General features: G+C 59.9%; 15 protein-coding genes. 13 read left to right on the top strand and 2 right to left on the bottom strand.

The features are described 5' to 3' along the window. Positions 1–22: 22 nt before the first annotated feature. Positions 23–997 (top strand): alpha/beta hydrolase, encoded by a 975-nt coding sequence (locus tag YH62_RS26355; RefSeq protein ID WP_245282202.1) that lies wholly within the window; start codon positions 23–25, stop codon positions 995–997. A 147-nt stretch (positions 998–1,144) separates the two neighbouring features. On the opposite strand, the gene YH62_RS26350 is transcribed toward YH62_RS26355, so the two are convergent. Beyond that, a complete protein-coding gene (locus tag YH62_RS26350; protein WP_245282201.1) occupies positions 1,145–4,513 on the bottom strand; it encodes a type III effector HrpK domain-containing protein in 3,369 nt (1,122 codons plus the stop codon). A 321-nt stretch (positions 4,514–4,834) separates the two neighbouring features. On the opposite strand from YH62_RS26350, the gene YH62_RS26345 reads away from it, so the two are divergent. From YH62_RS26345 to YH62_RS26310, 8 genes are all read left to right on the top strand, one after another. After that, positions 4,835–5,473 (top strand): TetR/AcrR family transcriptional regulator, encoded by a 639-nt coding sequence (locus YH62_RS26345; protein WP_046797285.1) that lies wholly within the window; start codon positions 4,835–4,837, stop codon positions 5,471–5,473. A gap of 75 nt (positions 5,474–5,548) precedes the next feature. Beyond that, complete coding sequence (locus tag YH62_RS29200) at positions 5,549–6,403, top strand: sugar phosphate isomerase/epimerase family protein (protein ID WP_052760524.1); 855 nt, start codon at positions 5,549–5,551, stop codon at positions 6,401–6,403. A gap of 102 nt (positions 6,404–6,505) precedes the next feature. Beyond that, positions 6,506–7,570, top strand: a complete 1,065-nt coding sequence (locus tag YH62_RS26335; RefSeq protein WP_245282200.1) for an NAD-dependent epimerase/dehydratase family protein — start codon at positions 6,506–6,508, stop codon at positions 7,568–7,570. A gap of 57 nt (positions 7,571–7,627) precedes the next feature. Continuing rightward, positions 7,628–8,692: a dihydrodipicolinate synthase family protein gene (locus YH62_RS26330; RefSeq protein ID WP_046797284.1), complete on the top strand. Its 1,065-nt coding sequence runs from the start codon at positions 7,628–7,630 to the stop codon at positions 8,690–8,692. Positions 8,693–8,696: 4 nt separating this feature from the next. Further along, positions 8,697–9,467 (top strand): ABC transporter permease, encoded by a 771-nt coding sequence (locus YH62_RS26325; protein ID WP_046797283.1) that lies wholly within the window; start codon positions 8,697–8,699, stop codon positions 9,465–9,467. A gap of 42 nt (positions 9,468–9,509) precedes the next feature. Further along, positions 9,510–10,508 carry an ABC transporter substrate-binding protein gene (locus tag YH62_RS26320; RefSeq protein ID WP_245282199.1) on the top strand — a complete coding sequence of 333 codons (999 nt, stop codon included), beginning with the start codon at positions 9,510–9,512 and terminating at the stop codon, positions 10,506–10,508. A 23-nt stretch (positions 10,509–10,531) separates the two neighbouring features. Continuing rightward, entirely contained in the window at positions 10,532–11,332 is an 801-nt protein-coding gene (locus YH62_RS26315) for an ABC transporter ATP-binding protein (RefSeq protein WP_046797282.1), read from the top strand. Further along, on the top strand, positions 11,329–12,789 hold the full coding sequence (locus tag YH62_RS26310; RefSeq protein WP_046797281.1) for a mandelate racemase: 1,461 nt from the start codon (positions 11,329–11,331) through the stop codon (positions 12,787–12,789). Before YH62_RS26315 ends, YH62_RS26310 begins: the two co-directional genes overlap by 4 nt. A gap of 111 nt (positions 12,790–12,900) precedes the next feature. Here the strand turns inward: YH62_RS26310 and YH62_RS26305 are convergent, their stop codons facing one another. Further along, entirely contained in the window at positions 12,901–13,593 is a 693-nt protein-coding gene (locus tag YH62_RS26305) for a nucleotidyl transferase AbiEii/AbiGii toxin family protein (protein ID WP_245282211.1), read from the bottom strand. A 163-nt stretch (positions 13,594–13,756) separates the two neighbouring features. Here YH62_RS26305 and YH62_RS26300 point away from each other — a divergent pair, with 163 nt between their 5' ends. The 4 genes from YH62_RS26300 (at position 13,757) to YH62_RS26285 (ending at position 21,007) form a co-directional block, all read left to right on the top strand. Then, positions 13,757–13,936 (top strand): hypothetical protein, encoded by a 180-nt coding sequence (locus YH62_RS26300; RefSeq protein ID WP_137326773.1) that lies wholly within the window; start codon positions 13,757–13,759, stop codon positions 13,934–13,936. Between the two features lie 380 nt (positions 13,937–14,316). Next, positions 14,317–15,336, top strand: a complete 1,020-nt coding sequence (locus tag YH62_RS26295) for a helix-turn-helix domain-containing protein (protein ID WP_245282198.1) — start codon at positions 14,317–14,319, stop codon at positions 15,334–15,336. 288 nt (positions 15,337–15,624) lie between these two features. Continuing rightward, the gene (locus YH62_RS26290; RefSeq protein ID WP_046797279.1) at positions 15,625–16,254 is read left to right on the top strand and encodes an outer membrane protein; all 630 of its coding nucleotides are present in this window, start codon (positions 15,625–15,627) and stop codon (positions 16,252–16,254) included. Positions 16,255–16,354: 100 nt separating this feature from the next. Beyond that, positions 16,355–21,007 carry a putative Ig domain-containing protein gene (locus YH62_RS26285; RefSeq protein WP_082118530.1) on the top strand — a complete coding sequence of 1,551 codons (4,653 nt, stop codon included), beginning with the start codon at positions 16,355–16,357 and terminating at the stop codon, positions 21,005–21,007. Positions 21,008–21,152: the final 145 nt, after the last annotated feature.

Raw genomic sequence — 21,152 nt, 5'->3', positions numbered from 1 at the left:
ACTAAATATAAGGATGAAGGACGTGAACAAACTGATCCTGACGGTGCCGTGGAACGAGCAACATACGGGGCCAGACGCCGGCGGTCCGAGGCGAGGCAGATTCGTCTCGATGATGCGCGCGCTATGGCTGGCCGCCCTGATGATGATGGTGGTGTCCTCGGCCGCGATGGCGGCGCAGAAGAACTATATCGTGAAGTCGTCGGACGGCGTCGACATCGCGGTTCAGGAAGGGGGCAATCCTGCCGGACCACCCATCGTCTTCATCCATGGATTGCTCGGGAGCCATCTCAACTGGGAGAGCCAGTTGAACAGCCCCGATCTTTCGCGTTATCGGCTGATCACCTTTGATCTTCGCGGCCACGGACTTTCTGGAAAGCCACAGGATGCCGAGGCCTATGGCGACGGACGCCGCTGGGCTGACGATCTGCGCGCCGTACTTGAGGCGACGAAGGCCAAACATCCGGTTCTTGTCGGCTGGTCACTGGGCGGAGCAGTCATTTCCAACTATATTGCAGCCTATGACGACGATGAGATCGGCGGCGTGATCTATGTGGGCGGCGTCGTCGAACTGAAAGCTGAGCTTATAACGCCGCATCCCGAAGTCTATGCGGGTCTTGCTTCGGACGACCTGAAGGTTCACCTCGATGCAATGCGCGACTTTCTGGCACTGTGCTTTGCGACGCAGCCTGATCAGGCGACGTTCGAGCGGCTGTTGTCCAATGCGGCGATGGCATCATGGATCATGACGCGGACGGTGCCTTCCATGACGGTCTTTGCGGCGGAAGGGCTGCCCAAGATCAAGGCTCCCGTGCTTATGGTTTATGGTGAAAAGGATGCGCTGGTCATGGCGCGCCCGAGCCTTGAGCGTGCGAGGGCACTCAACCCGGCAGTCCGCTCGCGAATCTATACCGATTCTGGACACGCACCATTCCTAGAGGAAACGCAGCGGTTCAACCGCGATCTGGCCGATTTTCGGGAATCGGTTCCGACGCGCTGAAGATGAGGGTGGGAGCGGACTGGCGGATCGGCAACTCGCCGCCTGCTTCTGTCCTTTGTCCGTGCACCTGAGCCTCAAAGGCGCTGGCTCGTCCTGCAAACCGGATTTCCGGCCGGACTTGGATCAAGCCCGGCCGGAAGGGACACATTACGACAAGCCGTCGCTCGTCTCGGGCCAGGCGTCGTCTGGCACATCCCAAAGGTCGCCGTGCGGCACGCCGTCGATCTCGTATTTCGTCAGATAGTCGCCGAGGAGACTGCCGAAATTGTCCGCCCTGGTCTGTTGCTTGCCTTCTGCGATCAGCCCCGGAAGGAACATGGCAATCGCGCCGACACCTGCGGCCAGCATTCCAAGCCCCCCGGCCAACGGAGCCATGATCGCTCTGAGAGCATTCGAACCAAGAAGGCCTGCACCGCCTTCGACGGCTGAAGCCAAACCGGCCAGCGCCCCGAGAGACCCTGCGGTAATATTGATGCCGCCGGTCACGTCATCGCCCTTGCGGATGGCCTGAACGCCGTCGAAGATGCTGTAGGCTCCCGCCACGACGCCGGCCAAACCGCCGACACCCTTGGCGATATTTTCGACCTTGGCCCAGTTTTTCATCTTGTCATCGATAAAGGCGGACTTTTGCTCATCGGTCATCTTGCCGATCTTCTTGCCCAGATCGCTGCTGGGATGCTTCTCCGCCACGTTATTCAGATAGTCTTTGTAGGCTTTGACGCCGCCTTCGGTGAGCAGCGTTACCGTCATGACCGAACCGGTGGCGATATCGACCTTATTCTTCTCGGTCAGGTTTCCGCCGCTCTGCGCACCCTTGGCGATGGTGACGCCGGCCATGAAGATACCGCTGATGCCATGCAGAACGCCCTTGTCGGCCAGATGTTTGACGTCAGGGTTCAGCCATTCCGACTTGAGTTCGGCCAGCGACTTGGTGCCCTGCCGCAGAACGTCCCAGCTGCCCCTGATGCCGGCCATGATCTGGTCGGCTGTGGCGGTGCTGCCGTTCGGATTGGTCACGAGCTCCGGATTGGACTTGATGATCTCATCGACCATCGACCGGACCTTTTCCTCGTCCAGCTCATCGCCGCCATTGATGCCGAAGGCCGACTTCAGATCGTCGAAGGATCCGTCCTTCATGAGGTTGTCTTGGGCGATCCTGTTGAAGTTGTTGTTCAGTTCCTTGTCGAACTTGCCGGTAAAATCCGGATCCAAAGCCGCGTTGTAGAGGGCGACCTCGGCGCTGTAGGCGCTCACCGCCTCCTCGAAGGTGTTGTCCTTCATAAGTTCCTCGAGCCGTGTTCCGGAAACGAGAGACTTTTCGTAGAAATCCTTGAATTCCTGAGCGTGCTCGGAAGACCCGATCACGTCCCGAATTGCCGCGGGATCCTTGATGCCGAGCACCTCCTGGTAGAGGCTCGCGGACGTGAAGAATTCGGCGAGAGCGGCCTGCTGGTCCGTCTTGCCGTCCTTCGTATTCGTTTCCCAGAGCTTGTTGAGCGACTCACCAGACTTGATCTCGTCATCATAGGTCTTCTGCAGAGCGTCCTTCAGGCCCGGATTGTCTTCGAGCAGTTCGGACATCTGCTTGGCGCTATTCTCGTTGAGATATTTGACCACCTCCGGATCGCTCTCGAGAATGCTGATATGATTGTTGAGATCATTGAGGATTTCGTTCGGATCGGGATGCGTGCGTGCACGGTTGGAAATGGCGACCTTGCCGTAATCATCGCCCCACATGCCCGCCTCGGCGCCCTTGATGACCAATTGCTGGGCCGCCAGCAATTCCTGTAGCGCACCCGCCTTCTCTTCAGCGGAATACTTGTCCGGGTTTTCGAAGATATCCTTGTTCAGCTTACTGAGGTCAACATCGCCAACCGCATTCCCATTGGTCACCCCTGACAGGAACGTGATGGCGGACCCGGCATCCTTGGGCGCCTGCGACTTGATCCAGTTCGAGATGTCGTCCTTGCTGACATTGCCGTCTGGCTTGAATTTCAGCGGATCGGCGGCCGTCTCGAGCTTGTCGAACGCGCCTGGTTTCGACCAGAAATTCAGCGCCTCCTTGAAGTCGTCGCTGATCTGCGGGTTCTCATCCATGTATTTCTTCAGGTCGTCAGCCGTCACCTTGCCGTCGGCGCCGACCTTGCCTTTGATCGCGTCGTAGTTCTCACCGATGATGGCGGCGTATTTGGCCAAGGTCTTCGAGGTTTCGTCGGCATCCTTGTTGGTGCTGAGGAAGTCCTTGTAGCTGCCGATGTCTTCCGTCTTCTGCACATCGGGGAGCGATTCGAAGCCGTACTTGCCGAAGTCCTGCAGGCGGCCCGCCTCGGTGCCGTGCCGTGCCTCGGCGCTGCTGGTGAAACCGTCGATGCTGGTATTGGAGACATTGTCTCCGGACTGCACCTTGCCCTCCGAGTCGTACATGGTAATGCGATCGAGAACCTGGATGGCGCGATAGGCGGCATCGGCGTCCTTCTCGAAATCGCCGACGCGCTCCTTGAGCATATCCTTGACGCCGCTCTGGTTGCCGAGGTTCTTCAGCAACGGATTGTCGTCTATGATGTCCTGTGCCGAGCGCTTGTCGTCCTCCGGCAGTTCCCACTTGATGCCGGCCTTTTCCGCGGCCTCGCGAGCCTCCTTGTCGTTGCCGACCGTGTCCGGGTTCTCCATCTTGCCCTTGAGATGCGAAAAGCCGTACTTGCCGAAGTCCTGCAGGCGGCCGGCTTCGGTGTTGGGCTTCGCCTCGCCGCTATTGGTGAACCCGTCGACGCTGCCATTGCCGACATCGCCGCCGACGATCTCCTTGCCGTCACCGTCAAACCTCTCGATGTGCTCCAGAACCTGTACCGCCCGGTAGGCGGCATCGGCATCGTTCTCGAAATCGCCGACCCGCTCCCTCAGCATGTCCTTGACATCGCTCTGGTTGCCGAGATTCTTGAGCAGATTGCTGCCGTTGATGATGTCCTCAGCGGAGCGGTCGTCACCCTCCGGACGCTCCCACTGAATGCCGAGTTCCTCGGCCTGCTTGCGCGCCTCCGGGTCCTCGACCGCGGAGGTGATGTCGTTGAGCTCGCCCTTGAGATTGGAAAAGCCGTATTTGCCGAAATCCTGCAGGCGGCCGGCCTCGGTATCATGCCGGGCTTCGTCGCTGCTGGTGAAACCGTCGATGCGGTCATTGCCGATGTCGTTGCTTGCAAGGCGCTCGCCGTCACCGTCGAATGTTTCGATGTGCTCGAGAACCTGCGCGGCGCGATAGGCGGCATCGGCGTCGGTTTCGATATCGCCCCCGACCCTGAGCTCCAGCGATTCCTTCACCCCCGCCTGATTGCCGAGGTTCTTCAGCAGGGGATTGTCGTTGATGATCTCCTCGGCCGATCGATTGTCGCCTGCCGGCCGCTCCCAGCGTATGCCCGCGTCCTGTGCCTGCTTTTTGGCATCCTCCCATGCGCCCACATTATTCGGATCGACGGAATCCGGATCGACTGGGCTCGAAGGCTTGCTCATGACTTTGGACATAGGGGCACCTCTCCTGTCGTGTGACATTCGGTCAGTTTCGATTAAGGATTGCGCTCAGGTTAAACGCCCGTGTGTGTAGTGCATGTGACACGGCGTCATCTTATTGGAAGCGAAGACAGTGAAACGCCGTCCCCATGCTCGGAGCACGAATCCTGCGAGACTAGACAGGCTGACCGCTGGCGGCTAACAGGGATGCTCGGGATCGAGACCCCGGTCCGACCCGCAGACCTGTGCCGAGCTTGCCATCGCCCGCAGATATGGTGGGTGAAGCGCTCAGGGCGCGGAGCGGGTGGACAAAGGCCCACAGCAAACGGATCGTCCATGGCGAAACCCCAGCCTCGCGCAGCCCAAAAGGCAGGCGAAAATGCCCGCGACATAATCTTGGCCGCAGCGCGCGCCGAATTTGCCGAACAGGGCTTCAATGGAGCCCGCGTCGACCGCATCGCGGCACGCTCGGGGCTGAACAAGCAGCTCGTCTATTACTATTTCGGCAGCAAGGACGACCTGTATCGTATCGCACTCGAGGCCGCCTACTCCGAGATCCGCCGGCGTGAGCATGATCTCGATCTGCGATCCCTACCCCCGCAGGATGCCGTTGTCCGCCTGATCGACTTTTCCCTCAACTATCTGGCACAGCACCGCGAGTTCATTCGCATGCTGGCTGACGAGAACGCACTCGGCGGACGCCATGTCAGGGATTCCGAGGCTTTCCGCCGCACCAACTCGCCCTTGATCGAAATGATCGGCGCGACACTGCGTGAGGGTGAGGCGCAGGGCGTCTTCCGCAAGGGCGTCGATCCGCTGGATCTCTATGTCTCGATTGCCGGCATGACCTTTTTCTATTTCGCCAATGGATTGACCATGTCGGCGATCTTCGGACGCGACCTCTCAACCCCCGAGGCGCTTGCCGCCTATCGCAATCATATCGTCACGCTCACCCTCGCAGGGCTGCGCCCCTGAGAAATTCAACCAAATAGTTGAATACCTTCCTGCCTCGGCCTAACCTTGCGCGCAAACTGCCGAAGCGAGGTTGTCATGATCCCTGCCATCGTCACCGACGAATTGTCGGATTCGCCTGAAACAGCTTTCGAGCTGGGTCTCGAATGGGGGGTACGGCATTTCGAGCTGCGCGGCATGCATGACGCTCGCGTGCCGCGACTAAGTCCAACGCAGCGCCGGCGCCTCTTACGAGCGATCGATGCCTTCAACGTGCATATCAGCGCCATTTCCCCCGGCCTCTTCAAGATCCCCTTTCCCCTTGAAGGGCCCAAGACCTCGAACCTTGCCTGGATGGACCAGGAATTCCACGACGCTTGGTCAAACGCCGAAGCACTCTTGAACGAACATGTCGAAAGGCTCCTGCCTGAATCGCTGGACTTTGCCGTGGCAGTCGGCGCACAGCATCTGATCGCCTTCAGCTTTCATCGTGGCGGCCAGCCCTCGGGACCGGCCCCTGCACAGGTGGTCGAGGTCCTCGCGCGCGCCGCTGAAATGGCGCGTTCGGCCGGCATGTCGCTCATCATCGAAAACGAGGAAGGCCACTGGGCCAATACCGGCGCGCACTCGGCCGCGCTTATCGCCGCCACGGGCGCTCCCCTGGGGCTCAACTGGGACCCGGCCAATGCCCTGATCGACGGCGACCTACCCTGGCCCGAAGGCTATGGCGCCTGCCGCCATCTGGTGCGCAACGTCCATTTCAAGGATGCTCGCGTCCATCGCGATGGCACATGGGAGTTGCTGGCCCGAGGAGATGTTGACTGGGCGGGGCAGATCCGCGCGCTAAAGGTCGATGACTATCGCGGCTGCGTGGCAATGGAACCGCATCTCTGGCCCTCAGTTACTTCGGTGAGATCCTCTTTGGCGCGCTTCAACGCATTGAAAAACATGTAATTTTTCGCAAAAATCAAAACGTGCGCCCCGAATTCAACCAAATAGTTGAATTTTGATTGCAGTACGGCTACTGTCATCGCAAGGGAAAAGGAGGGGTCGATCTTGCGCCACACAGTTGCAAACGATGCAGGCTTTGCGGAAGCCAGTCTGCCGGTCCGCTTCGGCACGGTGGCCGATCTCGAAGAGTTCATGACCCGTCCGACGCCGGCGCTCGTGCGGGATTTTGCTTCGATCGACGGCGACATCATCATCCTTGGCGTGGCGGGCAAAATGGGTCCGACGCTGGCGCGCATGGCCAAGCGCGCCGCGCCGGAAAAGAGGGTGATCGGCGTGGCGCGCTTCAGCGAGGCCGGGCTGCAGGAACAGCTCGAATCCTGGGGGATCGAGACCGTCAAGGCCGATCTTTTGAACGAGGCCGAAGTGAACGCGCTGCCCCAGGCGCGCAACGTGGTCTTCATGGCCGGGATGAAATTCGGAGCGTCCGGCAATCAGGCGCTGACCTGGGCAATGAACACCCATTGTCCGGCCCTGGTGGCAAATGCCTATCGCAATTCGCGCATCGTCGCCTTCTCCACCGGCAACGTCTATCCGCTGGTGGATGTGCTGCAGCAGGGCGCGCTGGAGACCACACCGGCAGAGCCACGTGGCGAATATGCCATGTCCTGCCTTGGTCGCGAGCGGATATTCGAACATTTCTCCCGCGTTCATGGCACGCCGGGGCGGCTTTTTAGGCTGAACTACGCGATCGATCTGCGCTATGGCGTGCTCTACGATCTCGCCAGCAGGATCAAGGCGGGAACGCAGATCGATCTGTCGCTCATGGGCCATGTCAATGTGATCTGGCAAGGCGACGCCAACGCGCAGGCCCTGCGCTGCCTTGCCCACTGCACCGATGTGACCACCCCCATCAATATCTCCGGGCCCGAGACGCTTTCGGTGCGTTGGCTGGCGCAGGAATTGGCCGCACGCCTTGAGGTCGAGCCGCGACTTGTCGGATCCGAGGCTACCACCGCCTGGCTCACCAATACCGCGCAGGCGAATGCATTGTTCGGCTATCCGATCGTACCCCTCGGTGCGATGCTCGACTGGACGGCCGACTGGGTGGCCCGCGGCGAAATCGCCTATAACAAGCCCACGAAATTCGAGGCCCGCAGCGGCGCGTTCTGAGCCGGCTGTCGTCATGAATGCGCCCACGTTCCTTCTGCCCCGACCGGAGTTCGGATCATGATCGGAAAAGCCCCTCCCGCCATTCAGCAAGCCGCAATCGATCTTCTGAGCGCAGGCACGGTAATTCCAGCACATCCGCTGGCGCTGACCGCAGAGCGGCAGCTTGACGAGCGCCGCCAGCGTGCACTGACGCGCTATTATATCGATGCAGGCGCCGGCGGTCTGGCGGTTGGCGTGCACACCACCCAATTCGCAATCCGCGAGGTCGGGCTCTACGACCGGGTGCTGTCGCTCGCGGCCGAAACCGCCGCTCAATGGACCGACCGCCAGCTTGCCATGGTCGCGGGCCTTGCCGGACCTACGGCACAGGCGGTGAATGAAGCAAAGTCCGCGGTTTCCATGGGCTATAATGCGGGGCTTCTCAGCCTTGCCGCACTCAAGGGCCAATCCGAGGACGCGCTCATCGCGCATTGCGAGGCGGTCGCCGAGCAAATCCCGCTGGTGGGCTTCTACCTGCAGCCAGCCGTGGGCGGCCTGCATCTGGATGCGGGTTTTTGGGCACGTTTCGCCGCCATCCCGAGTGTCGTCGCGATCAAGGTCGCACCGTTCAACCGCTACCGCACCATAGACGTGGTGCGCGGCATCGTGGCAGCCGGAGCGGAGGATCGCATCACTCTTTATACCGGTAACGACGACCATATCGTGCTCGATCTGGTCACGCCCTTCACCCTTATGCGCGACGGCCGGCCGGTGACGCTGCGCTTCAGGGGCGGCCTTCTTGGCCACTGGTCGGTCTGGACGAGGAATGCGGTGAAGATTTTCGAGCGCTGCCGGTCCGAGGCTGCGAACGGCGCCGTTTCCGCCGAGCTTCTGGGCCTGGATGCCCGGGTGACGGATTGCAACAGCGCCTTCTTTGACGTGGCGAACGACTTCCACGGCTGCATCGCCGGCTGTCACGAGATCCTGCGCCGCCAAGGCCTGCTCGAAGGCATCTGGTGTCTCGACCCCGCGGAAGGCCTCTCGCCCGGTCAGGCCGAAGAACTCACCCGCGTGAGCCGCCTGCACGCCGATCTGGCCGACGACGATTTCGTGCGTGCAAATCTCTCCCGCTGGCTGGACTGATCCGATGGCGAACCTGCGCGACAAGCTCCTTAACCTGATGCCCGCCATCTTCCTTTTCGTGGCGATCCTCGCGCTGTGGCAGGCGGCCGTCAGTTGGGGTGGGCTCAAGCCCTATCTGCTTCCTAGCCCTAAATCGGTCACGCAGGCCATGTTCGATCCTTCGATCAATTGGTGGGTACATATCTGGGCGACCGGTCTTGCCATCCTGGGCGCGTTCGTGCTGGCGGCCGGAAGCGGCATTGTGCTGGGCACGATGATCGCCTGGTCGCCGGTGATCTCTCGCGCACTGATGCCGTTTCTCGTCTTCCTCAACACGTTGCCCAAGGTCGCCATCGCGCCGCTGTTCCTGATCTGGGTCGGCTACGGCATCTTTCCCAACATCCTAATGGGAGCGCTGATCGGCTTCTTCCCGGTCGTCATCAACACCGCGGTCGGCCTTTCCCAAATCGATCACGACATGGTGGATCTGGGCCGCGTTTTCAGTGCACCGAAGTGGAAGGTCTTCGCCAAGATCCGTATTCCGAATGCCTACCCCTATATCCTCTCGGCGCTCAAGGTCACCGCGACCTCGGCTGTCGTCGGCGCCATCGTGGGTGAGTTCGTGGCCTCTCAGACTGGCCTCGGCTACGTCATCGTCACCAGCCAGAGCAGCATGAACACCGCGTTGGCCTTTGCCTCACTCATCTACATCTCCATCATCGGCCTTCTGCTGTTTGCAGCGGTTGGCCTGATGTCGCGCTACCTCGCGCCCTGGGCGGAGGGAACCGAAGCCTGATCACGTCACCATCCAATAACAGTCAACTGGGAGACAAAAGGGATGAAGACAGCATTGATGACTACGGCAGCCATGGTTGCGGCGCTTGCGGCAGCCCCGGCATCCGCGAACGAGAAATTCACCTTCGCGCTGAACTGGTTCCCCGTTGGCGACCACGCCGCCTATTGGGTCGCCAAGGAAAAGGGCTATTTCGCCGAAAAGGGCCTCGACGTCGTTCTCGAAAACTCCAAGGGTTCGGGCGACTCGATCGCCAAGGTCGACACCGGTCGGGCAGATGCCGGGTTGGCCGACGCGGCGGTCGTCATCGGTTCACGGGCGCGGGGCACGACGGTCAAGGTCGTGGGGATTATCTTCGACCGCACGCCGATGAACTTCTTCTCCAAGACGTCGGCGCCGATAACCGAGCCTTCGCAGCTTTCCGGCAAGACCGTCGGCGCCCCTCCCGGCGACAGCCAGCGCTTGATGTGGCCGGCGTTCGCCCGCGCCAACAAGCTCGATCCGAACATCATTACTTGGGTCAATATCGAGCCCTCGGCCAAATACGCCGCTCTCGCCGAAGGCCGCGCCGATGCCGTTTCAGACTACACCACCGGCCGGCCGCTCGCGGAAAAGGCCGTGGGCAAAGGCAATGCCGTTTCGCTGAACTGGGCTGATTACGGCTTTCAGCTTTACGCCATGTCGATCATGACCAGCGAAGCCACCATCAAAGAACGGCCGGAGGTCCTGCGCAATTTTCTCGCGGCCGCCTACAAGGGCTGGCAGGATGCAATGAAGGATCCCGACGGGGCGATGGAGATCTACAAGAAGGCCGTCCCCGAAATCGATGTCGCCGCCCTGCGCGAGAACATGGGCCTCGGGTTCGAGCTGATGAGAACGCAGACCTTCAAGGATCACGGCATCGGCGCCATCGACAAGGGCAAGATGTGCGCATCGGTCGATCTGGTGAACACCTATATGGAGCTTCCGACCAAGGTGGAATGCGCTGACGTCTACGACGCCACCTTCCTGAGCAAGATCGAGCTTCCGCTCGACGTGAAATGATCCTCTGACGACAGGCGGAACGCGTGGAAAACCTTTCCATCCATCTCGATCGGGTCTCGATGATCTATGGCACCGCCTCGGGTCCGGTCGAGGCGCTGCGCGACATCAATCTTTCGGTCCGGCAGGGAGAGTTCATCTCCCTCGTCGGGCCGTCGGGCTGCGGAAAATCCACCCTTCTGCGGGTTGTGGCGGGCTTGCGTGAACGCAGCGGAGGTACCGTCACCGTCGATGGGCAAAGGGTGATCCGCCCCATCTCCAATGTAGGGATGGTGTTTCAGGCGGCGGTTCTGTTGAAATGGCGCACGATCCTCGACAATGTGTTGCTTCCGGCGGAACTTGCCGGTCTCAACCCCCGCAAATACCGTGATCGTGCGATGGATCTTCTCGAGCTCACCGGTCTTGAGGATTTCGCGAACAAGCTCCCACGCGAGCTTTCAGGCGGCATGCAGCAGCGTGCGGCGATCTGCCGGGGCCTGCTGCTCGATCCCGAGCTTCTCCTGATGGACGAACCTTTCGGCGCGCTCGATGCGATGACCCGTGACGAGATGAACCTCGAGCTCCTGCGGATCTGGGGAGAATCCTCCGACACCCGCAAGACCGTCCTTTTCGTGACCCACTCGATCCCAGAAGCCGTGTTCCTTTCCGACCGCGTGGTGATCATGTCACCGCGTCCGGGGCGCATCGACACGATCCTTGATATCGATCTGCCACGCCCCCGTACGGTCGAAAGCCGCGCCACAACCGCATTCGGGACACTGTCGCTGAACATTTATGACATTCTAACCGGTCGCCAGGGTAGCCATACGAGGTTCGTGCCCGCATGACAGCGCCGCGGCTGAAGGTCGTCGACGTTGCCTGTTTCGAGCGTCCCTACCGGCTGCGGATTCCCTTTCGCTTCGGCGTCAAGACCACGACAGGCGGTCGTCAGGCCATTGTACGGATCCGCATCCGGCTGGATGACGGGCGCGAGGCGACCGGCTGGTCGGCCGAGGCTTTGAGCGCCAAGTGGTTCGACAAGAACCTTGCGCTTACCGACGATCAGAACCACCATCAGCTGCGCCGCTCCCTCGAGCTTGCGATAGAGGCCTATCGCGCATCAGGCCGGCAGACGGCATATGGACTGTTCGAAGAAAATTATGGGCCGCTGACCGCCGCCTGCGCGGAGCAAGCGCTCAATCCGCTGATCGCGAGCTTCGGCATGGCGATGATCGACCGCGCCGTACTCGATGCCCTGTGCCGAGCCGAGGCGGTCGGTTTCTGCCGCGCGATGTCGGCCAATCTTGCCGGCCTGCGGTCAGGCCCCCTGGTACCCGAACTTTCCGGGTTCGACCTCGATGCTTTTCTCGCCTCGCTGCGGCCTGCCTCGACCATCGCGATCCGCCACACGGTGGGCCTTGTCGACCCGCTGATTGCGGCCGATCAGGACAGCCGTGTGAACGACGGCCTGCCCGAAACGCTCTCGGAGGTCATCGCCACCTATGGCTGCCGTTATTACAAGATCAAGATTGGCGGCGATCCGGAAGCTGATCTCGACCGCCTGTGCCGGATCGCAGCACTTCTGGATGCGAGCGACAGCGACTATCGCGTCACCCTCGATGGCAACGAGCAATTCGCCGACGGTGACGGTATCGCAGCCTTTTTGACCCGTCTCCGTGCGAACCCCATTCTCAGCCGCTTTGCCCAGACAATCCTGTGCCTTGAGCAGCCGATTCGCCGTGACCGCGCCCTGGAGGAGCCGGTTAGCAACCTTGCTGCCCACGTGCCGGTCATCATCGACGAATCCGACGGTGCACTCGACGCTTTCCCGCGCGCCCGGTCGCTCGGCTACACAGGCGTTTCATCGAAGGTCTGCAAGGGTCTTTACAAATCCATCCTGAACGCGGCGCGTGTTGAGGTGTGGAACAGCCAGGAGCTTCGACGCTATTTTCTTTCGGCCGAAGACCTGACCTGCGAGCCAGGCATTGCCCTGCAGCAGGACCTCACCCTGGTCAGCTGGCTGGGGCTTTCGCATGTCGAGAAAAACGCGCATCACTTCATCGACGGGTTCGGCGACCGTCCAAAGACCGAGACCGAGGCGTTCCTTGCCGCCCATCCCGACCTCTACTACCGGCAGGATGGACGCGTGCGCCTGCGTCTGACCCGGGGCGAAGTCCATATCGGCTCGCTTTCCGCTCCGGGCTTTGGAACAGCGCTGTCTCCCGATGTGACGGCACTCGAACCCATGCCCCGCGCCATCTGGCGTGAACCTTCGTCGCCACTACGTCGGCGAAAGCAGCGGTAGGACAATGGCAAACGCGATGACAACGCCGGCCATGATGAAGTCCGGTATGGTGCGATAATCCCCGTGAGCTGCGGCCGAGTCGATGGAGACACCCTGTCCTGCCGGACCTTCTTATTCTTCCTGGCCCATCTTCAACAAGGCCCACCCTTTGCGCGGCTCCCAGCGCCAATTGCCTTCGGCGAACTCAGTCAATGGAAGGAGGAACTGAGCAAGGTCAGCGATAACCACGGCCAATTCGAGAGGAGCGGCCGCCATACGTTCGCGACCGAGAAACGCCCGCCACTGCCGATCCCAAACTTCGGCATAGGCTTTGCTGAGACCTGTTGGCCTCTCTTTCGGAAGATTCGTCCGTCGCCTCGTGAAAGTCTGCTGCACCGCATCTGTGAGCGCCGACCGCTCAAGCTCGAAAGTTTCCGCGATCAGCCAGAGATCGTAGAAATCCTTCAAGCGACTATTCGCCATGCCGAGCGTCACCATAGCTTCGAATTTCTCCGCAACCACGGTCGCAACCGGATAAGCCCGCAGGTGCGGCGCAGGCGCGTCGAGTAACGATGGGTATTCTATGTCGACTGACCCAGGCGTGGTCGCATCACCGAAGCCTATGTCCACCTGAATGGGAATGCGGGCCCCTGCAATGGTGGCAGTCGTGCGCACGCGGACACCGCCATATTCGATTTCCTCGCGGATCGGCGCGGCTTCGAGGGCGTCCACGTCGAAAACGACGCCGCCATCGGCGACCGGCTGCGTGCAAATGGCATGGAAAGCCTCGGCCATGGCCTTTGGGTTGTTCTCGCCATAGCCCAGCAGATCGAGGTCCCGCGTCGGCCGAAACGGGTCGGCGACCCAGCTGACGCACCTACGACCTTCGATATGGCCAACAAATACGGAAAAGTCTCCCCGAAAATTCGCTCAGCTTCCTTGCTTCTCCGGCCCTATGAAAAATTGCTAAAGCTAAATGGAAATCACCGTGATCGACGCTTTCGACGCCAAGCAGGACGATGCTCTTGGACACAGCGCGTTCGCCGAAAATGCAGACATTCTAAAGGCGCTGGGTAACACCTTCCTGGCCAAACCCGAACCCGGTCGTGGAGGATTGCTATCGGTCGGCGTCTTGAACAATCTCGCCGTTGCGAAGGTCGAGCAATGATAAAAAGCGAGCGCAGTGGAAGGATAGGCAGTTGTCCAAAAAAGCAGTCAGAAAAAAATCGGTGGTCGTCGATCGGAGAGATTAGCGCCTATGTCCAGCCGCATCGGCGTTCTATCGAGTGGGATCGCTGCCGGAACTGGGGCATATCTCGCTTTAGCTGGTCGATCTCGTAGCCGTGTGCTCGGGCTTCCTCGACAAGGGATCCAGGGTGGGCTGCTCGGCAATCAACAGGACTTGGATGGTGATCGATCTGTGATCGTACTAATAGTTTTTTCAAGAACCCGTGAGATATTTTGAGAATAGGGCAATGCCGCGCAGATATCCTGGAATGTCGATGAAGGCGTGCTTTGATACTGCTGGAGAGAGAAACCGGAAGAGCGATGATCAAAAAAGAGCATCCCACGCTTTTACTCAAAACGGATACGCGCGCGATCTCTCTAAAGAAAGCTCTTGAATTCTGGGAAGAATCAGCTGGTTCACTCTACGATTTCAACATTTTCCAGGCAAATGAATTTCACACCACACATTGTACATTTCGCTTCGGAGAAGTGTTGCTCACACACTGTGTCAGCGTGGCCCAAAAACTTAGTCGTTCCAACTATCGCATTGGCGCGGACGGTTACGATCACTTCGAAATACAGTTTTTTATCGATGGTCATTGGAGACGCCATGACGGCCGAGAAGAAGCTTACGCCGGCCCGGGAGACATGATCGTTCATGACGCGGCACAGGCCCATGCGGGATCAGCCAGCGATTTCTGCAATCTTACTCTCTTCGTCCCCCGCCCGCTCCTCGCGCGATTGTTGATCAACCCCGATGAGCACAATATGCGGGTCCTCCCGGCTCACGAGCCGATGGTGAGCTTGCTCCGCAACCACGTCGAGGGCCTTTTCCGGATATTGCCGCAATTGGACGAGAAACAGGCCGCGACGCTGGTAGCGCCAACGCTCGAACTTGTCGCCGCCACACTCAATGGTGTCCCGAGAGAAGATTCGATGCAAGGGATAGCCGGGGCGCAACTTGCAAGTATCCGCCGTTATATCGATGCTCATGCACTGGAACCGGATTTGTCTCCCTTTCGAATTGCAGCAGCCTTCACAATGTCATTGCGCAAGCTCGGCTATCTCTTTTCGAACGATGGCGGAGTTGCTTCCTATATCCAGGGGCGGCGCTTAGATATGGCGCGCCGGGCACTTCGCGATCCCGCACAAGCCCACAAATCCATTGGAGAAATCGGTCTCGAGCACGGTTTTACCTATCCTCACAATTTTACGCGCGCATTTCAGCGCCTTTACGGCATCACACCGCGCGAGACGCGGGCCGTAGCGCAAAGACATCGGATAGTCGGGACGAGCGAATCGCAAAACTGGTTCGACCGAGCTTCCCAATGGGGTCGTTGATGGCTGCTATCTGCGCTCGCAAGCCTCAACCTGAGTTTGCGTAGCTGGATTATTCTGAACGGTTCAATTTGCGCGCTGGGATAGATTTATCCGGTCGCTCTTATTCACACTTACCATCAGCTCCGAAGTGTTGATTGTCTGGGCGCATTGGCGCGCGCTGGAGGCTTTCACGCGCGCCATCACCACAGGACGTCTCTGCTCGGGACGTTAGATCGCTCGATGGCTGCCTGCGAGGCTGGCGGGTCATCAATTCAACGGCAACTTTCGCACGGAATCGGAGCCGACCACATGAGAACATGCCTTCTATCTGCACTTGTTTTGCTCACCGCATCTACGGCGATTGCGGCCGATCTCACTCCCGAAAATCCAGCACCGTCCGGTTCTGTCGATGCACCGACCTTTATGTGGTCGGGAGCATATCTCGGTATTCAGGGCGGCGGCGGTTGGGCAAATGGCGAATTCTCCGGTTTCGGCATCGCCGGATCCGAGGACGCCAATGGTGGGCTCTTTGGTGGTTTCGCCGGCTACAACTACCAATTCGACAACAGACTCGTCGTCGGCATTGAAGGCGATCTCGAATACAACTGGAATGAACAGCAAATCTTTGGCGCAGATTTTGGCACCGATTGGGCAGGCTCGGTACGCGGACGCGTTGGCTATGCGTTCGATCGCGCGCTCATCTACGCCACAGCCGGTTGGGCAGCGACGCGTGGTTATGTCGACGTGCCGGGATTGGGCAAAGAGGAAGCAACATTCAACGGCTACACGGTCGGCGCCGGTCTGGATTACGCCTTCAACAGCAACATATTCGGCCGCGTCGAATACAGGTACAGCGACTACGGGGATAAGGATCTTCAGGGCATCAACGTCGATGTTGACCAGCAGGCCGTCAAAATTGGTCTGGGCGTAAAGTTCTAGTGGCCACTGACGGAGAGAACGAAGTCAACCGAGGTGGAAAATCGCTCCCTCGGTGGCTTCCTCGTACCGTCAGGCTTTCCCGACTGAGATTTGTGTTCGTATGATCCCGACTGAGACCATTTTCTTTAGAAATTTGCGCCTCCATGCAACGCATAGGGATTCCTCACCGACGTGGAAGAACCTGAGACGCGGCTGGTCAGCATTTCTGCTGGTGGCGCTCGTGTTATTGTGCGGTTCGCCGGCGCAAGCTGCCCCTCCTGCTATCACGCAGCATCCCCAGGACCTGACGGTGGCAGCCGGGCAATTCGTCACGTTTTCCGTCACGACCAGTGCCAGCGATGCGACTTATGAATGGCAGGTCAGCACGAACGGCTTTGATTTCTCGACAATTTCGGGCGCCACCGAGAGTACATACACTTTTAAACCAGTTCGCGTGAGCGAATCCGGCACGCGATATCGCGCTGTGGTCAGCAAGGACGGTGAGAGCGTCTACTCAAGTCCGGCAACGTTGACCGTCACCAAGGCGGCTTCGACCGTCCTGGTGGACGAACTGCCGCAAGGCAGAGTCTACGGCCAGACGGTTGAAATCAAGGCGATCGTCATAGGAACGAGCGCGAAGCCGAATGGTGAAATTACCTTCATGGATGGAAACACAAGGATTGGCGACCCAGTCTCATTCGACACTACCAATGGGGCCAGCCTCACGATAACAACCAATGAGCTTGGCGCTGGCCAGCATATCATCACGGCTGTTTATTCAGGCGACGAAAGCCATGAACCTGGCGTCAGCAGTGGCGTCGTCATAGATATAGCCAAGGCGGATCAAAGCATCTATTTCGACACAATTCCGCCGAGCCAGGCAGGTGTCGGTCAGACCTATGCAGTGACCGCTCGCGCCCTGCGCGTAAGCCAGAGCGTGGTTGTCGAGGTCAAGACGGAAAGCGGTGACATATGCACTGTTTCCGACGGTGTCGTGACTTTTCTGAATGCTGGCAATTGCGTGCTGAGCGCCCAGAGTATAGGCGACGCCAACTTCAACGACTCGCAAAAGGCCACACAGACGATCCCGGTGATTGCGGCACCCGCCCGGGACCACACGGTTACCTGGTCATCCAACGGCCCGGGCCGGGTTACCAACGTGACCCTCAGTGACGATCCCCAGACGACGATCAGCAGCCCTGCGGAAGTTTCCGAAGAACGCATTATAGCGTTCTCCACAGTCTCACCGGATGCGGGCGCGACATATCGTGAGCCCAGCGGATGCGGTATTCACGCTGTCGGCACCGGGTGGCATACCAGCCCCATCACGGCGGACTGCTCGATCGTTTTCACTTTTGAGGAAATTTCCATCTCGCCGGCCACGTTGGTCAAGGCAACCGCTGGCGTCCCCTTTAGCCAGACGATTACAGCCACAGGCGGCTATCTGGATTTTTCCTACACCCTGACCGGTGGCAAGCTGCCAGCAGGTCTGGCACTGGCCGATACCGGCGAACTGTCGGGAACGCCGACGGAAACGGGGAGCTTCACCTTCACCGTGCAGGCGGCGAATACCCGAGCCCACGCGAAGGAAACAACCTATACGCTAGCGGTCGAGGCAGCCACTCCACCACCGACAGTGGTATCCGTTTCCGTGCCAGCCAATGGCTATTACGGAACCGGAGACAGGTTGGATTTTACCGTCAGCTGGGACGGAAATGTCGACGTTAACACGGGGGGAGGAGCGCCTTATATTCCTTTGGCGATTGGCGCCACAACACGTCATGCCAGTCTGTCAAGCAATGGAAGCAGCTCTTCTGTCTTTACTTACACTGTCCAGCAGGGGGATGTAGCGCTTCGCGGCATATCGCTTGGTACGGCGATCGTGGCAAACGGCGGTACCATCCGGGACATTCAGGGCACCAATGCGGATCTCACGCTCAACAACATTGGCTCGACCAGCTTAGTACTCATATACGCTGTAAACCCCGAGGTTGTTTCAACCAGGGTGATCGGTAGTCCCGACCCCGACGCCGACAGCGTGACGTTCGAAGTCACGTTTTCCGAGCCGGTCACGGGGTTTACCGGATCCGACCTGGTGCTAACGTCAAGCGGTACCGCCTCCGGGAGGCTGGGGGTATTGCAGACCTCGGACAACATAACCTATACCGTTCAGGTCGATGATATATCCGGGTCAGGCACCCTTCGTCTTGATATCCTGGCAAACGCGGTCGACAACGTCGGGGGCAACAGCAATGCGGCTTTTACCGACGGAACACCCTTGGCCGTGGGGCGCTCGATCGCTCTCACGCCGTCCGACGGCTCGACCTTGTCGAATGGCCTGGTCGGCACTGCCTATAACGATGGTTCGATTTCCGCGACCGGCGGTGGCGGCACCATCACCTTCAGTGCCACCGGCTTGCCACCCGGCCTGTCGATTGATGCAGCGACCGGCGCGATCACGGGTACGCCGACGGCCGGTGGCACCTTCACCGTTGCCGTTACCGCAACCGGAGCAACCTCCGGCACGGCCACCGCGAGTTTTACCATCGTCATCGCGGCCGCCCCGCTGCCCGTCTCCCTGGCACCGGCCAACGGCTCTGCCTTGACCGCGGGCGTGGTCGGTGCCGCCTATAACGATGGTTCAATTACCGCGACGGGCGGCGTCGGAACCATTACGTTCAGCGCCACCGGCTTGCCGCCCGGCCTGTCGATTGATCCTGCGACCGGCGCGATTAAGGGAACGCCGACGGCCGATGGCACATTCACCGTTGAGGTCACCGCAACCGGAGCAATCTCGGGCGCGGCCACCGCGAGTTATATTATCGTCGTCGCGGCGGCCTCGCTGCCCGTCTCCCTGTCGCCGGCTAACGGCTCTGCCTTGAGCGCGGGCGTGGTCGGGGCCGTCTACAACGATGGTTCTATTTCCGCATCTGGTGGTGCCGGAACCATTACGTTCAGCGCCACCGGCCTGCCATCCGGCCTCATCATCGACGGGGCTACCGGTAACATCACAGGAACCCCAGACGTAGATGGTACCTTCACCATCAACGTTACCGCGACCGCTGCAATCTCAGGCTCGGCTTCGGCAAGCTACACCATTGTTGTCGCTCCTGCTCCGCCAAGCCTGACGGGGATTTCTCCTGCAGCCGGCTCCACGTTGGGCGGAACCGCCCTCACGATCACCGGCAACCATCTGACCGGCACGACCAGCGTGACGCTCGGCAGCGCGGCGGCAACCGGCATCGCGGTTATCAGCAATACGCAGATCACCGCCATCGCACCGGCCAATGCCGCGGGTTCAACCGATGTTTCAGTGACGACGCCAGGCGGTACGACCACTTTGACCGCCGCTTTTACCTATATCGCACCCGCCCTCACCTTCTCGCCGGCGTCAGGCTCAATTCCAGGAGGGACAGCCGGCGTCGAATACACCCAAGCTGTTTCCGTATCAGGCGGCACTGCACCCTACAGCTTCTCGGCGACCGGGCTGCCGGAAGGAATGAGCGTCGAACCGCGCACAGGCACAATCCACGGCTTGCCGACTACACCGGGGAACTACACCGTCGTCGTCACGGTGCGCGACCAGAACGGGCTGACCGGCAAGGCGGCCTACAGTCTGACGCTTGGCGGCATTTATCGCCCCGATCCGTCGCAGGATACGGAGGTAATCGGCCTCATCAACGCTCAGGCACAGACGGCTCAGCGTTTTGCTACCACTCAGATCAGCAATTTCAACGATCGCCTGGAGCGGCTGCACAGCGACCAGAGCCGACATGCGCAATCGCTCAATATTCGCATGGGCGTCACGCAAGACGCCGACCGTACCGAACCTAAGAAAGCTGAGGAGGAAAGACCGGGCAACGATCCCGCCGGTCGCACCATGGGACGGTCGCATAAAGAACTAGGCGTGGAAACTGGAAATGCAACGCAGCCGATAAACGCCCCGTTTGGCGACACGGCCTTCTGGACTGGCGGGTTCGTCAATTTCGGGACCAGTGAACGTGGCAGCATCGATCTCGGGCACACCCTCGTCGGCGTCAGCGGCGGCGTCGATCATCGTTTTGCGCCGGACGTCGTCGCCGGCATCGGTTTCGGTTATGGCCGAGACAGGACAGACATCGGTTCAAGTGGGACAACAAGCACAGGACAGGCATTCAGCGCTGCGCTCTATGGCAGCTATCATCCCGCACCGTTCTATCTCGACGGTCTTCTGGGGGTGAGCCGTCTCGACTTCGACAGCACGCGCTATGTGACCACGACTGGCGACTTCGCCACCGGAAGCCGGGGCGGTACACAATTCTTCGGATCATTGTCCGCTGGCTATGAACACAGAAGCAATGGCCTGATGTTCTCACCCTACGGTCGGATTGAGGTCGCCCATACCCAGCTCGATGGCTTTACCGAGACGGGGGCAGGACCCTATAGCCTGTCTTTTGGCGATCAGACATTCGATATGCTGGCGGGGGTTATCGGCATGCGCGCCGAACACGCAATTCCGATGGAGTGGGGTGTGCTCAACACGCGCGGACGGCTGGAATACACCCACGACTTCTCTGGATCGAGCCAGGCCAGCATTGGATATTCTGATCTCGGAACCGCGCCCTACGCACTCGATCTTGATCGCTACATGCGCGATTACCTGACGGTCGGGGTTGGCATCGACGCCAAGCTCGACAATGACATAACGCTCAGTTTCGACTACCGCACAGCTTTCGGCTTCGATGGCAATGCGCAGAACCACACATTCGGCATTCGTATCGGCGGTAACTTCTAGGGCAACGACCTGACCATCGTGAACCAACAGCGAGCCTGCGATTTTTTCAGAAATGGAAGGGAGGCTGGCTGGCCGCGCTGTTCTACGGCGTTAGAGCCGGGAGCCACTGGGCCGGGGCCGGCGAAAGGCGGAAAACCGTGGGTAC

Origin of the sequence: Rhizobium sp. LC145 (assembly GCF_001005825.1) — a bacterium.
Taxonomy (GTDB): domain Bacteria; phylum Pseudomonadota; class Alphaproteobacteria; order Rhizobiales; family Rhizobiaceae; genus Neorhizobium.
Note: the sequence above shows the minus strand (reverse complement) of the source record. Positions and strands in the feature narration are given on the sequence as shown.

Bases quoted from the DNA above. Each gene is read 5' to 3' on its own strand.
- YH62_RS26350 (WP_245282201.1), bottom strand. From the start codon at position 4,513: ATGTCCAAAGTCATGAGCAAGCCTTCGAGCCCAGTCGATCCGGATTCC.
- YH62_RS26345 (WP_046797285.1), top strand. From the start codon at position 4,835: ATGGCGAAACCCCAGCCTCGCGCAGCCCAAAAGGCAGGCGAAAATGCC.
- YH62_RS29200 (WP_052760524.1), top strand. From the start codon at position 5,549: ATGATCCCTGCCATCGTCACCGACGAATTGTCGGATTCGCCTGAAACA.
- YH62_RS26330 (WP_046797284.1), top strand. From the start codon at position 7,628: ATGATCGGAAAAGCCCCTCCCGCCATTCAGCAAGCCGCAATCGATCTT.
- YH62_RS26325 (WP_046797283.1), top strand. From the start codon at position 8,697: ATGGCGAACCTGCGCGACAAGCTCCTTAACCTGATGCCCGCCATCTTC.
- YH62_RS26320 (WP_245282199.1), top strand. From the start codon at position 9,510: ATGAAGACAGCATTGATGACTACGGCAGCCATGGTTGCGGCGCTTGCG.
- YH62_RS26310 (WP_046797281.1), top strand. From the start codon at position 11,329: ATGACAGCGCCGCGGCTGAAGGTCGTCGACGTTGCCTGTTTCGAGCGT.
- YH62_RS26295 (WP_245282198.1), top strand. From the start codon at position 14,317: ATGATCAAAAAAGAGCATCCCACGCTTTTACTCAAAACGGATACGCGC.
- YH62_RS26290 (WP_046797279.1), top strand. From the start codon at position 15,625: ATGAGAACATGCCTTCTATCTGCACTTGTTTTGCTCACCGCATCTACG.
- YH62_RS26285 (WP_082118530.1), top strand. From the start codon at position 16,355: ATGATCCCGACTGAGACCATTTTCTTTAGAAATTTGCGCCTCCATGCA.